Source organism: Microtetraspora sp. NBRC 13810 (assembly GCF_030268685.1).
Classification (GTDB): domain Bacteria; phylum Actinomycetota; class Actinomycetes; order Streptosporangiales; family Streptosporangiaceae; genus BSRQ01.
Genome location: NZ_BSRQ01000015.1, coordinates 153,101 through 166,354 on the forward strand (window position 1 = coordinate 153,101; position 13,254 = coordinate 166,354).

The window sequence follows — 13,254 nt, forward strand, 5'->3', positions numbered from 1 at the left end:
CCCAACCCCTGGTCGGAGGCTCCTCGTGATCCGCTTCCTGGCAAAGCGGTTCGGGCAGGCGCTCGTCGTCATCGCACTGGTGACGGTGATCGTCTTCCTGCTGCTGCACTCGGTCCCCGGCGGACCCGCCCGCGGCATCCTCGGCCCGCAGGCCACCACCGAGGCGATCGCGGCGTTCAACCACGAGCACGGCTTCGACCGGTCCCTGCCGGAGCAGTACTGGATGTACGTCAGCGGCCTGCTGCGCGGCGACCTCGGCGAGTCCTACACGCTCAACCAGTCGGTCAGCTCGCTGATCGGCCAGCGCATCCCCAAGACGCTGGTGCTGACCGGCCTGTCCACCCTGCTCGCGCTGCTCATCGCGATCCCGCTCGGGGTGTGGCAGGGCCGGCGGCGCAAGGGGCTGGCCGACTACGCCATCACCACCCTGGTGTTCATCGGGTACGCCACCCCGGTCTTCTTCCTCGCGCTCATCCTGGTGATCGTGTTCGCGGAGAAGATCCCCATCCTGCCGGTCCAGGCGCCACAGGCCGAGACGCTGGCCGGGCTGTTCGCCGACTCGCGCGGACTCATCCTGCCCATCCTCGCCGGGGCCATCGCCAGCGTCGCCGTGTTCAGCCGCTATATGCGCTCGGCCGTGCTGGACAACCTCGCCGAGGACTACGTGCGCACCGCGCGGGCCAAGGGCGCCTCCGAGCGGCGGGTCGTGTGGCTGCACATCATGCGCAACTCCCTGACGCCCATCATCGCGATGCTCGGCTACCAGCTCCCGGTCCTCTTCTCCGGCGCGCTCATCACCGAGTCGGTGTTCAACTATCCCGGCATGGGTCTGCTCTTCTGGAACGCCGCGCAGACCTCCGACTTCCCGATCCTGCTCGGCTCGGTGCTCGTGATCGCGGTGGCGACCGTCGTCGGATCGCTGATCGCGGACATCCTCCAGGCGTTCGTCGACCCGCGGGTGCGAGGAGCCATCACATGACCGTTTCCACGCCGCATGTCGAAGCCGAGCACGTCCCGGTGGCCGGGCCCTACCGGCGCATGGTGAAGCTGTTCTTCGCCAACAAGCTCGCCGTGACCGGGCTGATCATCCTCGCGCTGCTGCTGGTGTTCTGCTTCCTCGGCCCGCTGGTGCACCCGACGGACCAGATCCACACCCAGCTCGCCGACGCCAACCTGGCCCCCGGCACCAAGGGCCACCCGCTCGGCACCGACGACGTCGGCCGCGACGTGCTCGGCCGCCTGATGATCGGCGGCCAGACCTCGCTGGAGATCGGCATCGCCGCCGGGCTGCTGGCCACCCTGATCGGCACCGTGTGGGGCGCCATCGCCGGGTACGCCGGCGGCTGGCTGGACACGGTCATGATGCGTGTCGTGGACGCGGGCATCGCGATTCCGGCGCTGTTCCTGCTCCTGGTCAGCGCGACGATCTTCCGGCCCACCGTGCCGGTGCAGATCGTCATCATCGGCTGCGTCTCGTGGCTGGTGCCGGCCCGGCTGGTGCGCGCGGAGGCGCTGTCGCTGCGCAGCCGCGACTTCGTGCAGGCGATGAAGGCGATGGGCGGCGGCCACGGCCGCGCGGTGTTCCGGCACATCATCCCGAACGCCATCGGCACCGTCGTGGTCAACGCGACCTTCCAGGTGGCCGACGCGATCCTGCTCATCGCCTACGTCAGCTTCCTCGGCCTCGGCGTGGCCCCGCCCGCCACCGACTGGGGCGCCATGCTCAGCAAGGGCATCTCCTACACCTACGACGGCTACTGGTGGCTGATCTTCCCCGCCGGCATCGCCATCGTGCTCGTGGTCTCCGCCTTCAACTGCATCGGCGACGGCCTGCGCGACTCGTTCGAAGTACGGCTGCAAGGCCGATGAGGAGGATCCAGTGACCGAATCTCCAGCGCTCGCGATCCGCGACCTGCGGGTCTCCTTCGGCAACGGCGGCAACGGCGGCAACGGGGCCAACGGCGGCGACGGCGGCGACATCGTGCGCGCGGTCGACGGGGTCACCATCGACGTGCGCCCGGGGGAGATCGTCGCCGTGGTGGGCGAGTCGGGATCGGGCAAGAGCGTCACGTCGATGTCCACGCTGGGCCTGCTGCCGCGCACCGCCGAGGTCTCCGGCTCGATCCAGGTGGGCGGCGTCGACGTGACGACCCTGGACGCCGGCCGGCTGCGCGCGATCCGCGGCGCCGAGGTGGCGATGGTGTTCCAGGAGCCGATGACCGCGCTGAACCCGGCGTTCACGGTCGGCTGGCAGGTGGCCGAGGCGCTGCGCCTGCACATCGAGGACATGTCCAAGAAGCAGGCTTACGACCGGGCGGCCGAGCTGCTGGCCATGGTCGGCATCCGCGACGCGCGGCGGCGGCTGGACCAGTTCCCGCACGAGCTGTCCGGCGGCCTGCGCCAGCGGGTGATGATCGCGATGGCGATCGCCTGCGAGCCCAAGGTGCTCATCGCCGACGAGGCCACCACCGCGCTCGACGTCACCGTGCAGGCGGAGATCCTGGACCTGCTGCGCGACCTGCGGACGAGATTCGGCATGGCGATGCTGGTGATCACGCACAACATGGGCGTCGTCGCGGACATCGCCGACCGGGTCGTGGTGATGTACCAGGGCAAGGTCGTCGAGCAGGCCACGGTGGAGGACCTCTTCGCCCGCCCGCGGGCCGACTACACGAAGAAGCTGCTGACGTCGGTGCCCCGGCTCGCCCCCGGGCAGCGGCGGGCGCGGACCCGGGCCCGCGAGCAGGGCGAGGCTCCCGCGCTCGCCCTGGACAACCTCGTCGTGGAGTTCCGCGGCAAGGGCGGCGGCACGAACCGCGCGGTGGACGAGGTGTCGCTCACCATCGGCAGGGGCGAGGTCCTCGGCCTGGTCGGCGAGTCGGGCTCGGGCAAGTCCACCGTGGGCCGGACCGCGATCGGCCTGATCAAGCCGGCCTCGGGCGCGGTACGGCTGCTCGGTGAGCCGCTGACCGGCGCCAAGGGCCGTGACCTGCGGCGGTTGCGCCGCCGGTGCAGCATCGTCTTCCAGGACCCGGCCTCGTCGCTGGACCCGCGGATGACGGTGGGCGACTGCATCGCCGAGCCCATGGTGATCAACAAGGTGGGCGACCGGGGCGACCGGGACGACCGGGTGGCCGCGCTGCTGAGGAGCGTGAAGCTCGACCCGGCGGTCCGGTCGCGGTACCCGCACGAGCTGTCCGGCGGGCAGCGGCAGCGGATCGGCATCGCCCGGGCCATCGCCCTGGACCCCGAGCTGATCATCGCCGACGAGCCGACCAGCGCGCTCGACGTGTCGGTCCAGGCGGCCGTGCTCGACCTGTTCCTCGAACTCCAGGACCGGCTCGGCTTCGCCTGCCTGTTCATCACGCACGACCTCGCCGTGGTCGGCCTCGTCGCCGACCGGGTGGCGGTGATGAACTCCGGCCGCCTGGTCGAGGAGGGCCCGCGCGACCAGGTGCTCTTCGACCCGCGGCAGGACTACACCCGCCGTCTGGTGGCCGCCGCCCCCGTCCCCGACCCCGCCGCCCAGCGTGAACGCCGCGCCCAGCGCCTGAGCCTCTGACCTGCGGGCCCGCAGCGGGCGGTCAGGATCTCACGGCGACGGTGAGGTCGAACGTCACCGGTTTCCGGTCCGGGAACAGCAGGAAACCGTGCGCGTCGGTCATGTTCCACTCCGCGTAGCACCGGGTGGGCACACCGGGCGTGGCGACCTTGACGCTGATCTCGGTGGTCTCGCCGGGACGGGTGTACGGGATGGGCACCCGCCGCGCCGTGAGGCAGTCGTGGTCGACGGTCATCTCGCCCATGCGCTGCAGGAAGCGGTTCCGCCAGGGGACGGAGCCGGAGTTCTTCAGCGCCCAGATCTTGAGGTAGGACCGGTTGGGGGCGAGCTGGATGCCGTCCGTCAGCGTGATGCCGGTGACGTGCATCGCGTCCCCGGTGGCCAGCGGGGAGGGCCCGGCATGGTGCTTCTCCTTGGCCGGGCCGGTGATGCGCATTTCGTCGGGCGCGTTGAGCAGGCCGAAGAGCCCGGCCACCACGGCGGTGAGGACCGCGCCCGCCAGGCCGATCAGGGCGACGACCAGTGGTCCGGCCCGCCCTTCCAGCCGCGGCTCCGGCTCGGGGGGCGCTAGCAGCCGCCGCGCGTCCCTGGCCGTCGCGGGCGACCCGGTGACCAGCACGCAGCCCCCGTCGCGGACGCGGCCCGAGGCCAGGGTGAGCGCCTCGCCGAGACCCGCGGCCGTGAGCACCCGGTCCGGCCCGAAGACCTCGGCCGCCCGCGCCGCGAGCGCCTCCGGCGGCAGTGAGCGATATGCGGAGTTCCCCGTGACGACGAGCGTGCCGACCGCCGGCTCAAGCGTTTTAAGAATGTTGAGGGTGTCGGCCTGGCTGGTGACCGCGAGCACGCCCACCACGTCGGTGAAGGAGTAATCGCTTTTCAGCGCCGCCAAGGTCGAAGCGACGGCCTCCGGCCCGCGCGCGGGATCGACGAGCACCGGCGGGTCGCCGCGCAACAGGTCGAGCCGGCTTGTCGGAGCATCGGAGTTTCTGGCCATGGTGAGCCCTATTATGCGCCGCCCCAGTTTCCTCCGCCGCGCCGCCGAGCTCGCTTTTCAGAGCTCGATACACCGTCTTGGCGGGAGTAATACGAAAACCGCTCTTTTGGCGGAGTGGCGGGACCGTCGCGTTTTTCGAGGACCGGCTCATGGATAAGCAACAAAAAGCACGATAAATGAGAAAATTTGATGCAAAAGCCTGAAGTTGGATGACATAGTGGTCGTCGGTGAGCCGGTAGATCGTTAGGCTGGGGCGATGCCCTCCGCGACGCCGGGAAGAGACCCCGAGCTACACGTCGACCAGCACAGCCTCCGGACCGCGTCCGCCGACATCCACAGGGTGGCCGACCGGCTCGACGAGCTCGTCAGGCGGACGCTCGGCGGCGTCCCCGGGCAGCCGGTGGAGGACCCCGAGCATCCCGGGGCCGAGTTCGACATGGAGTACGCGAGCCTGATGGGCTTCACGCCGCAGGCGTACGCGTCGCTGGTGGCGAGGCTGCGCGGCGTCGCGGGCGGCGTGTCGGAGCACTCGGGCAGCCACGAGCGGGCCGAGCGGGCCAACGAGGCGGTGTCGCGGGAGGTGTGAGGGAGATCTCCCGCGGGTCGCGGGGGTCAACGGCCGCGGGAGCCCCGCGTCCGTGGGAGAACCGCGTCTGTGGGAGAACCACGTCCGTGGGAGAACCGTCAGCCGTCGTGCAGAAGCCACTGCAAGGCGAACTGCTCGGGGTATGACGTGTTCCTGATGAGGAAGGTCTTCAACTCCGCGCGGCCCCCGAGATCGCCGATCGCGTGCAACTCCGCGCCGGCCGCGGGCGGATCGCCGCGCAGTCGCCGGGCTTCCTGTTCCGCGTAGACCGCGTGGTCATACCCGGCCTTGTAGGCGTCGTACCCGTAATTCTCCTGAACGTCCGTGCCACGCTCCTGCTCCAGCGCGGCGGCCAGTTCGAAGGACTTCACCTTCCCGTCGACTTCTTCGTCGATGGCCTTGCTTATGTAGTCCTTTTGTGATGGGTTCGACGGATCCGGTGCCCCGGAATGGCGGGCGTGGTTCACCTCGTGCACGAAAGTCTGGGCGAGCTGGTCCGCGGGCGAACCGTTGGTGTTGAGCTTGATCTCGTTCCGCTCGTCACTGTAGGTGCCACCGGTCCCCGGTTCGAGGTCGACGTATTCGATGTCGATCCCGTGTTCGCGTGCGTACGCCAGCGCCTCCCGCCCGAGGGCCGTCTCGTTCAGCACCTTTTCCGTTCTCTCGCGTGCCGTCACAGGGGAGAGTGTTCTGTTCTCCAGGTACATGAGGGCGCCGAGCGGGCCGCCGCCCAGCGTCAGCAACAGCAGCGCGGCGCGTTTGACGGTCTTCACGACGAGCTCGCCGATGTTCCGTTTGACCGCCTGACGGAGCGCGTGCAGCGCGGCGCGTACCCCACGGATCTGGCCGGTGGCGAGGGCCCGGCCCGCCACCGGGCCCGAGAGCGCGGCCCACACCAGGGAGATCGCCAGGACGCCGAGCAGGAAGATGACGGCGCTCACCCACAGCTTCCGCAGGACCGCGACGAACAGGGTGCCGATGCCGATGTCGTCGGCCGCCTCGGCGCTGTCGAGCAGTTGCCGGCGGGGTCCCTGGTCGGCGTTCCAGTGGGCGTGGAAGGCGGTGGCGTCGCCGCCTTCGTTCGCGGTCCACACGTGCGCGGCGGCGGGTTCCACTTCGCCGACAGCTTTCTTCAGGTCGGCGCTCAGGGCCAGCCATGCCCGGCCCGTTCGCAGCCGCTCTTCGGTGTCGTCGGGTGGCAGCGGCGCCAGATCTTTGACCAGCCCGTACACGCGCGCGAGATCCGGTGGGAGTTCCACGCTCAGACCTCCCGCTTCGGACACACGATGTCCACGTCCGGCGGCCCGGCCTGCGGGCCGCCATGTTCGTCGATGTGCACGGTTGAGTGTACCGATCATGCTCGCGACGACGCGAAGCGCGGTGGGGGTCCCGGGCGGCGGGCGGGAAGATTGCGGATCCGCCGCGCGAAGCGCGCTCGTCGTCACATAATGAAGCGCAATGGATGCGGAACGTGAGCGCTTTGCCGTACGCGCGGAGCCTTGGGCGCCGGCCGAGCATGACGTGGACGTCAGCGTGCTCGTGCCGGTGTACAACTGCCGGCCGTGGCTCGACCGTTGCCTGACCTCGCTGCTGGTGCAGCGGGTGGCCAAGGAGATCGTGGCCGTGGACGACGGCTCGACCGACGGCGGCGGCGCCCTGCTCGACCTCTACGCGGCGCAGCACCCGGGCGTGATCAGGGTGCTGAGGCCGGGCCCGCCGCACGGGGCGGGGCGGGCGCGCAACCTGGCGCTCGCGCAGGCCCGCGGCCGCTACGTGTTCTTCTGCGACGCGGACGACTACATGGGCCCCGAGGCGCTGGAGCGGATGCTGGCCATGGCCGACCGCAACGCCTCGGACATCGTGCTCGGCAAGATCGTCGGCCACGGCCGCCGGGCGCCCTCCTCGATGTTCCACGTCAACGCCGACCGCGTCGCGCTCCAGGACAGCCCGGTCTACAACAGTCTGAGCTGCTTCAAGCTGTTCCGCAGGGCGATGCTGGAGACGCACGGCATCCGCTTCGACGAGTCGCTGCGGGTTGGCGAGGACATCATCTTCACCACCCACGCCTACTGCCACGCCGAGGTGATCTCGGTGCTGGCCGACTACGACTGCTACCACCTGGTGGACCGGCCCGACGGCTCCAGCGTCATGCAGCAGCCCGGCAGCCGCGACCCGGTCGGCTGGCTGCGGATGATCAGGCGGCCGATCGAGCTGATGGCCCGGCACGTGCAGCCCGGCCCGCTCCGCGACCACATGCTGCGCCGGCACTTCAAGATCGACGCGCTGGCGCAGCTCGGCGCGCCGTTCCTGGCCGCCGACGACATCCAGCGCAAGGAGATCGCGGCCGAGGTGGCCGACCTGTGCGTGCGCTGGCTGACCGACGGCGTGCGGGCCCGCCTCGACGAGGTCGACCGGCAGCGGCTGCTCTCCCTCGCCGACATCGACCGCCTGGTACGGCTGGCCAGGATCGAGGCGGCCACGATCCGCCGCACCCTCGCCGAGCTGCGCTGGGAGGGCACCCGGCTCGTGCTGCGCGGCCGGGTGGGTCTTGAGGGGGTGCGTACGGCCGGTCCGACGAGCTGGGGCGCGGGCCGGGCGCACTGGTCCGCCGATCCCCGTACCTTCGAGCTCTCGCTGGTGCTGCGGCCCAGGCGGGAGAGCGAGGGGGTGGCCGAGCGGGTCTTCCCGGTGACCCGGCGGGATGAGGAGTTCACGGCCGTGCTGGAGGTCGCCGACCTGCCGCCGGAGGTGTGGAGCGTGTACGTCGCGATCGAGTGCGAGGGCGTCACCCGCCGGGTCAGGCTCGGCGCCGACCGCGACTCGCGGATCGCCCGCCCGGCCCCGCTGGCCGTCGGCCCCACCATCGTCCTGCCCTACTTCACCAGGTCGCACGGCAATCTCAGCATCGACGTCGGCGGCCACGTGATCGCGGTGCCGTGCGGCGTGCGGCTGGCCAGGGCACGCTGGGGGTTCGGCCACCGGCTGCACCTGGACGGGCGGGTCACGGTGGGGGACGGCGTGCCGGCGGCCGGGGCGGTGCGCAGGATGGTGTGGCGGGAGCGGCAGTCCGGGCGGGAGCGGAGCGGCGCGGTCGCCCTGCTGCCCGGCGGCGCGTTCTCCGCCAGGCAGGCGCTCGGCCGGTTCGGCCCCGGCATCTGGGACGCCTACCTGGAGCTGGCCTTCGGCGGCCCGTCGATGCGCATCAGGATCGAGACGGGGACCGACCCGCTGCCGGCCAGGACGTGGTGGCGGTGGGCGGTGCGACGGACCGTGCGCCCCTACTCCACGGCGGGCAAAGGCCGCCTGAGCGCGGTGGTCCGCATCGTTACTCCACGATCTTTGCTACGGCGTATCCGAGGTTAATGCGAAATTCTTGCAATAGTACCGATCTTCCGTAAAGTGTGCTTAAAAATGCCCACTTGGGAGGCTTGGGGTGCACGTACCCGATGGATTCTTCAACGCCGTGGTGTCCGTATCGGCGGGTGCCGTGGCGGCGGCCGGTGTCGCGGTCTGCCTGCGCGGCGCCCGGCGTGAGCTGGACGACCGTACGGCGCCGATGGCCGGGCTCGTGGCCGCGTTCGTCTTCGCGGTGCAGATGCTCAACTTCCCGGTGGCGGCCGGCACCAGCGGCCACCTGATGGGCGGCGCGCTGGCGGCCGTGCTGGTCGGGCCGTACACGGCGGTGTTGTGCGTGGCCGTGGTGCTGGCCGTGCAGGGATTCTTCTTCGCCGACGGCGGGCTGACCGCGCTCGGCGTCAACATCACGATCATGGGCATCGTCACGGCCGTGGTCGGCTGGGCGGTGTTCCGGCTCATCGCCAGGTTCGCCGGCGGGAGCAGGGGCGGCCTCGCGGCGGCGGCGTTCGCGGGCGCGCTGGTGTCGGTCCCCGCCGCGGCGCTCGTGTTCACCCTGCTGTTCTGGATCGGCGGCAACGCCCCCATCGCGGTGGCCGACGTCGCGCTCGCGATGGGCGGCGTCCACCTGCTCATCGGCATCGGCGAAGGGCTGATCACCGCCCTCACGGTGAGCACCGTGCTGGCCGTACGGCCCGACCTGGTGTTCGGCGCGCGCGGGCTCAAGCGCTCCCTCGTGCTGCGCGGCGCCGACGGCGCGACCGAGCAGGTGCCCGCGCAGGCGCCGCGGCAGGCCGCGCCGGGCAGGCCGGGCCGGTTCGTGCTCGGCGGCATCGCGGTGACCGCCCTGCTGGCCGGGATCGTCAGCTTCTACGCCTCCTCCTCGCCCGACGGCCTGGAGCGGGTGGCGCAGGACACCGGCTTCGGCGTCGTGGCCACCGACCACCAGCTCGTCGGGCAGCCGCTGGCCGACTACGGCGAGGCGGGCGGGATCCCGGTCGGGGTGGCCGGGCTGATCGGCGTGGCGGTCACGCTCGCCGTGGGCGGCGGGCTCTTCTTCGCCGTGCGCCGCCGCGCCGGGGAGACCCGCGAGAGCGTGGGCGCCTGAACCGATGGGCGCGGGACACCACCACCACATCTACCGGCCGGGCGACACCGTCGTGCACCGGCTGCCGCCGCAGTGCAAGCTGCCGGCGGTGCTCGGCTTCGCCGTGGTCGTCGTGGCCACCCCGAGGGAGATGTTCGCGGCCTTCGCCGGGTACGCGCTGATCCTCGCCGGGGTCGCCGCGGCGGCGAGGGTGCCGCCGTGGTTCGTGCTGCGGCGGATGGCGGTGGAGCTGCCGTTCGTGGTCTTCGCGCTGGCCCTGCCGGTGATCGGGCTGGGCGAGCGGGTGTCCTTCGCCGGCATGTCGCTCAGCCTCGAAGGGCTGTGGGCGGCGTGGAACATCCTGGTCAAGGCCACGCTGGGGGTGGTGGCGAGCATCCTGCTGGCCGCCACCACCGAGCCGCGGATGCTGCTGCTCGGCGCCCAGCGGCTCAGGGTGCCGCCGCTGCTGGTGCAGATCGCGATGTTCATGCTGCGCTACATGGACGTGATCCTCGACGAGATGCGGCGGATGCGGATCGCCAGGGAGTCGCGCGGGTTCACCGCCAGGGACGTCCGGCACATCCCGGTGATCGCGCGGTCGGCGGGCGCGCTGTTCATCCGCTCCTACGAGCGGGGCGAGCGGGTGCACCTGGCGATGCTGAGCCGGGGCTATGGTGGCTCGATGCCGATGATTTCCGACCTGTCGGCGTCGTGGAGGCAATGGATGCTCGCCGGACTGCTGCCGGTCCTGGCGCTGCTGGTCCTGGGAGTGCTGTGAACGCCGTGGAGACGCCCGCGGGGGAGACCCCCTCACTGGAGGTCAGCAGGCTCGCCTACGCCTATCCCGATGGCACACAGGCGCTCTACGGGGTCGATCTGCGGATCGGCCGCGGCGAGCGGGTGGCGCTGCTGGGCCCCAACGGCGCGGGCAAGACGACCCTCGTCATGCACCTCAACGGCATCCTCACCGCCGGGCACGGCACGGTGAGCGTCGCCGGGCTGCCGGTGCGCCCCGGCACGCTCAAGGAGATCAGGCGCAGGGTCGGCCTGGTCTTCCAGGATCCCGACGACCAGCTCTTCATGCCGACCGTGCGGGAGGACGTCGCGTTCGGCCCGGCCAACCTGGGCATGCGCGGCGACGAGCTGGCCCGCCGGGTCGAGGACGCGCTGGCCAGGGTCGGCATGCTGGAGGCGATCGACCGGCCGCCGCACCACCTGTCGTTCGGCCAGCGCCGCCGGGTCGCGGTGGCCACCGTGCTCGCCATGGAGCCGGAGATCCTCGTGCTCGACGAGCCCTCCTCCAACCTCGACCCCGCCTCCCGGCGCGAGCTGGCCGAGATCCTGCGGTCCCTGGAGGTGACGGTCCTCATGGTCACCCACGACCTGCCGTACGCGATGGAGCTGTGCGAGCGCTCGCTCATCCTGTCCGGCGGCGTGATCGCCGCCGACGGGCCCACCCGCGAGCTTCTCGCCGACCCCGCGCTGCTCGCCGAGCACCGCCTGGAACTCCCGTACGGCTTCGCGGTTCCCGCCCCGGGTGTACCGGGAGTGTGACGATCTCCCGCCAGTCCCTCGTGCCGGACCCCCCGTAGGTCATTCGGGAAGTAAAGTTGGGGCTGGCCTCGTCGCCGTGAGGTGTCGCCGGGGAGGATGGGCAGATGAAGCTACGGCTGGCACGGCACGCGGTGGGCGATGCCGTGGTGGTGGCCGTCGAAGGTGAGCTCGATCTCTTCACGGCCCCGTTCCTGCGTGACGAAGTCCGCGACGCGATCAAACAGGACGGCTCCCGGCTGGTGCTCGACCTCACCGCGCTGTCGTTCATGGACTCCAGCGGGCTGTCCGTGCTGATCGAGGCGTGGCGGCTCGCGACCGGCGAGGGCGGCGGCGTGTGCCTGGCCGCGCCGCAGGCGCCGGTGGCGCGCATCCTGCGGACCACCGGCCTGGACCGCCGGATCAAGGTCTACCCGGATGTGAACACCGCCGTGGCTACCGAAATTTAGCCCACCCTGAGTAGAACTTCATTCGGTGCGGGCGTTAGGGTCCGCATCATGGAGCTGAATGGAGCAGCAGCAATCATCTCGGGCGGTGCCAGCGGTCTCGGTGAGGCGACGGCCCGGGACCTCGCGGCGCAGGGCGTGACCGTGGTCATCGCCGACCTCAACGAGGAGCGCGGCAAGGCGATCGCGGACGAGATCGGCGGGGTCTTCGTCAGGTGCGACGTCTCCGACGAGCAGCAGGTGCAGGCGGCGGTGGACGTCGCCGTGGCCACCGGCAAGCCGCTTCGCGTCGTCGTCAACAGCGCGGGCATCGGCTGGGCCTCGCGCACCGTCGGCCGGGACGGCTCGCCGCACGACCTGGCGAGCTACCGCCGGGTGATCGACGTCAACCTGATCGGCACGTTCAACCTCATGCGCATCGGCGCGGCGGCGGTCGCCAGGACCGAGCCGGTCGACGCGGACGGCCAGCGCGGCGTCGTCATCAACACGGCGTCGGTGGCGGCCCTGGAGGGCCAGACCGGCCAGGTGGCCTACTCGGCGTCCAAGGGCGGCATCGTCGGCATGACCGTGCCCGCGGCCCGCGACCTCGCGGCCATCGGAGTCCGGGTCAACACCATCTGCCCGGGGATCATCGACACCCCCATCTACGGCTTCTCCGGCGGCGACGCGGAGGCGTTCAAGGCCAAGCTGGTCGCGCCCGTGGTCTTCCCCAAGCGGATGGGCACCGCCGCGGAGTTCGCCCACCTGGTGCGCTCGCTCATCGAGAACGACTACGTCAACGCCGAGGTCATCCGCTTCGACGGCGGCATCCGCTTCCAGCCGAAGTAGCCCGTGCCGCGCGGTTCACGAAACGGAGGTCAGTGTGTCTGACGAGGTTCTCGTCGAGGTCGACGGCGCGGTCGCCGTCATCACGATCAACCGTCCGCAGTCCAGGAACGCGGTGAACGGCGCGGTGGCGCGCGGGATCGTGGCCGCCGTCGACGAGCTGGAGGAGCGCGCCGACGTCTCGGTGTACGTGCTCACCGGCGCGGGCGGCACCTTCAGCTCCGGGATGGACCTGAAGGGCTTCCTCAGCGGCGACCTCCCCGTGGTCAGGGGGAGGGGCTTCGGCGGGCTCGTCGAGTCGCCGCCGAAGAAGCCCATGGTCGCCGCCGTGGAGGGGTACGCGCTGGCCGGCGGCTTCGAGATGGTGCTCTCCTGCGACGTGGTGGTCGCCTCGCAGGAGGCGAAGTTCGGGCTGCCCGAGCCCAGGCGCGGACTGGTCGCGGGCGCGGGCGGCGTGATGAGGCTGCCCCGGCGCATCCCCTACCACGTGGCCATGGAGATCGCCCTGACCGGCGACCACTTCTCCGCCGCCCGGCTGTACGAACTCGGCCTGGTCAACCGGATCACCCCCGCGGGCGAGGCGCTGACCGGCGCCCTCGACCTGGCCCGCAGGATCGGGGCAAACGCGCCGCTGGCGCTGGCCGCGACCAAGCGGGTGATCGTCGAGTCGGCCGACTGGAGCATCGACGAGATGTTCGCCAGGCAGGCCGAGATCGTCAACCCGGTCTTCTCCTCCAAGGACGCCATGGAGGGCGCGGCGGCTTTCGCCGAGAAGCGCACGCCCCGCTGGAAGGGCGAATGACCGGAGAATGACACGACCGCGTCGCTCCCGGGCACTCGATGCCGGGG

At 71.1% G+C, this 13,254-nt stretch carries 13 protein-coding genes; 11 read left to right on the forward strand and 2 right to left on the reverse strand.

The genetic code is table 11. The annotated features are described in order from the left end of the window. Positions 1 to 25 precede the first annotated feature (25 nt). The 3 genes from QSK26_RS27445 to QSK26_RS27455 are packed head-to-tail and all read left to right on the forward strand — an operon-like array spanning position 26 to position 3,562. Positions 26 to 979, forward strand: coding sequence for an ABC transporter permease (locus QSK26_RS27445; RefSeq protein WP_285778150.1), 954 nt, complete (start codon positions 26 to 28; stop codon positions 977 to 979). After that, positions 976 to 1,869, forward strand: a complete 894-nt coding sequence (locus tag QSK26_RS27450) for an ABC transporter permease (RefSeq protein WP_285778151.1) — start codon at positions 976 to 978, stop codon at positions 1,867 to 1,869. The genes QSK26_RS27445 and QSK26_RS27450 overlap by 4 nt, the downstream gene beginning before the upstream one ends. A 10-nt stretch (positions 1,870 to 1,879) precedes the next feature. Next, positions 1,880 to 3,562 carry an ABC transporter ATP-binding protein gene (locus QSK26_RS27455; protein WP_285778152.1) on the forward strand — a complete coding sequence of 561 codons (1,683 nt, stop codon included), beginning with the start codon at positions 1,880 to 1,882 and terminating at the stop codon, positions 3,560 to 3,562. A gap of 22 nt (positions 3,563 to 3,584) precedes the next feature. On the opposite strand, the gene QSK26_RS27460 is transcribed toward QSK26_RS27455, so the two are convergent. Next, complete coding sequence (locus QSK26_RS27460; RefSeq protein WP_285778153.1) at positions 3,585 to 4,556, reverse strand: NBR1-Ig-like domain-containing protein; 972 nt, start codon at positions 4,554 to 4,556, stop codon at positions 3,585 to 3,587. A 256-nt stretch (positions 4,557 to 4,812) separates the two neighbouring features. On the opposite strand from QSK26_RS27460, the gene QSK26_RS27465 reads away from it, so the two are divergent. Continuing rightward, positions 4,813 to 5,142 carry a hypothetical protein gene (locus tag QSK26_RS27465; protein ID WP_285778154.1) on the forward strand — a complete coding sequence of 110 codons (330 nt, stop codon included), beginning with the start codon at positions 4,813 to 4,815 and terminating at the stop codon, positions 5,140 to 5,142. A 98-nt stretch (positions 5,143 to 5,240) separates the two neighbouring features. On the opposite strand, the gene QSK26_RS27470 is transcribed toward QSK26_RS27465, so the two are convergent. Further along, positions 5,241 to 6,587, reverse strand: coding sequence for a hypothetical protein (locus tag QSK26_RS27470; protein WP_285778155.1), 1,347 nt, complete (start codon positions 6,585 to 6,587; stop codon positions 5,241 to 5,243). Positions 6,588 to 6,600: 13 nt separating this feature from the next. On the opposite strand from QSK26_RS27470, the gene QSK26_RS27475 reads away from it, so the two are divergent. The 7 genes from QSK26_RS27475 (at position 6,601) to QSK26_RS27505 (ending at position 13,207) form a co-directional block, all read left to right on the forward strand. Beyond that, the gene (locus QSK26_RS27475) at positions 6,601 to 8,505 is read left to right on the forward strand and encodes a glycosyltransferase family 2 protein (protein WP_285778156.1); all 1,905 of its coding nucleotides are present in this window, start codon (positions 6,601 to 6,603) and stop codon (positions 8,503 to 8,505) included. 70 nt (positions 8,506 to 8,575) lie between these two features. Then, positions 8,576 to 9,604: an energy-coupling factor ABC transporter permease gene (locus QSK26_RS27480; protein ID WP_285778157.1), complete on the forward strand. Its 1,029-nt coding sequence runs from the start codon at positions 8,576 to 8,578 to the stop codon at positions 9,602 to 9,604. A gap of 4 nt (positions 9,605 to 9,608) precedes the next feature. Next, positions 9,609 to 10,361, forward strand: coding sequence for a cobalt ECF transporter T component CbiQ (cbiQ, locus tag QSK26_RS27485; RefSeq protein WP_285778158.1), 753 nt, complete (start codon positions 9,609 to 9,611; stop codon positions 10,359 to 10,361). Next, positions 10,358 to 11,137: an energy-coupling factor ABC transporter ATP-binding protein gene (locus tag QSK26_RS27490; protein ID WP_285778159.1), complete on the forward strand. Its 780-nt coding sequence runs from the start codon at positions 10,358 to 10,360 to the stop codon at positions 11,135 to 11,137. Before cbiQ ends, QSK26_RS27490 begins: the two co-directional genes overlap by 4 nt. A gap of 104 nt (positions 11,138 to 11,241) precedes the next feature. Further along, the gene (locus tag QSK26_RS27495; RefSeq protein ID WP_285778160.1) at positions 11,242 to 11,583 is read left to right on the forward strand and encodes an STAS domain-containing protein; all 342 of its coding nucleotides are present in this window, start codon (positions 11,242 to 11,244) and stop codon (positions 11,581 to 11,583) included. A 48-nt stretch (positions 11,584 to 11,631) separates the two neighbouring features. Further along, positions 11,632 to 12,408 carry an SDR family NAD(P)-dependent oxidoreductase gene (locus tag QSK26_RS27500; protein ID WP_285778161.1) on the forward strand — a complete coding sequence of 259 codons (777 nt, stop codon included), beginning with the start codon at positions 11,632 to 11,634 and terminating at the stop codon, positions 12,406 to 12,408. Positions 12,409 to 12,442: 34 nt separating this feature from the next. Continuing rightward, positions 12,443 to 13,207 (forward strand): crotonase/enoyl-CoA hydratase family protein, encoded by a 765-nt coding sequence (locus QSK26_RS27505; protein WP_285778162.1) that lies wholly within the window; start codon positions 12,443 to 12,445, stop codon positions 13,205 to 13,207. Positions 13,208 to 13,254: the final 47 nt, after the last annotated feature.

Bases quoted from the DNA above. Each gene is read 5' to 3' on its own strand.
- QSK26_RS27460 (WP_285778153.1), bottom strand. From the start codon at position 4,556: ATGGCCAGAAACTCCGATGCTCCGACAAGCCGGCTCGACCTGTTGCGC.
- cbiQ (WP_285778158.1), top strand. From the start codon at position 9,609: ATGGGCGCGGGACACCACCACCACATCTACCGGCCGGGCGACACCGTC.
- QSK26_RS27475 (WP_285778156.1), top strand. From the start codon at position 6,601: ATGGATGCGGAACGTGAGCGCTTTGCCGTACGCGCGGAGCCTTGGGCG.
- QSK26_RS27495 (WP_285778160.1), top strand. From the start codon at position 11,242: ATGAAGCTACGGCTGGCACGGCACGCGGTGGGCGATGCCGTGGTGGTG.
- QSK26_RS27450 (WP_285778151.1), top strand. From the start codon at position 976: ATGACCGTTTCCACGCCGCATGTCGAAGCCGAGCACGTCCCGGTGGCC.
- QSK26_RS27500 (WP_285778161.1), top strand. From the start codon at position 11,632: ATGGAGCTGAATGGAGCAGCAGCAATCATCTCGGGCGGTGCCAGCGGT.
- QSK26_RS27465 (WP_285778154.1), top strand. From the start codon at position 4,813: ATGCCCTCCGCGACGCCGGGAAGAGACCCCGAGCTACACGTCGACCAG.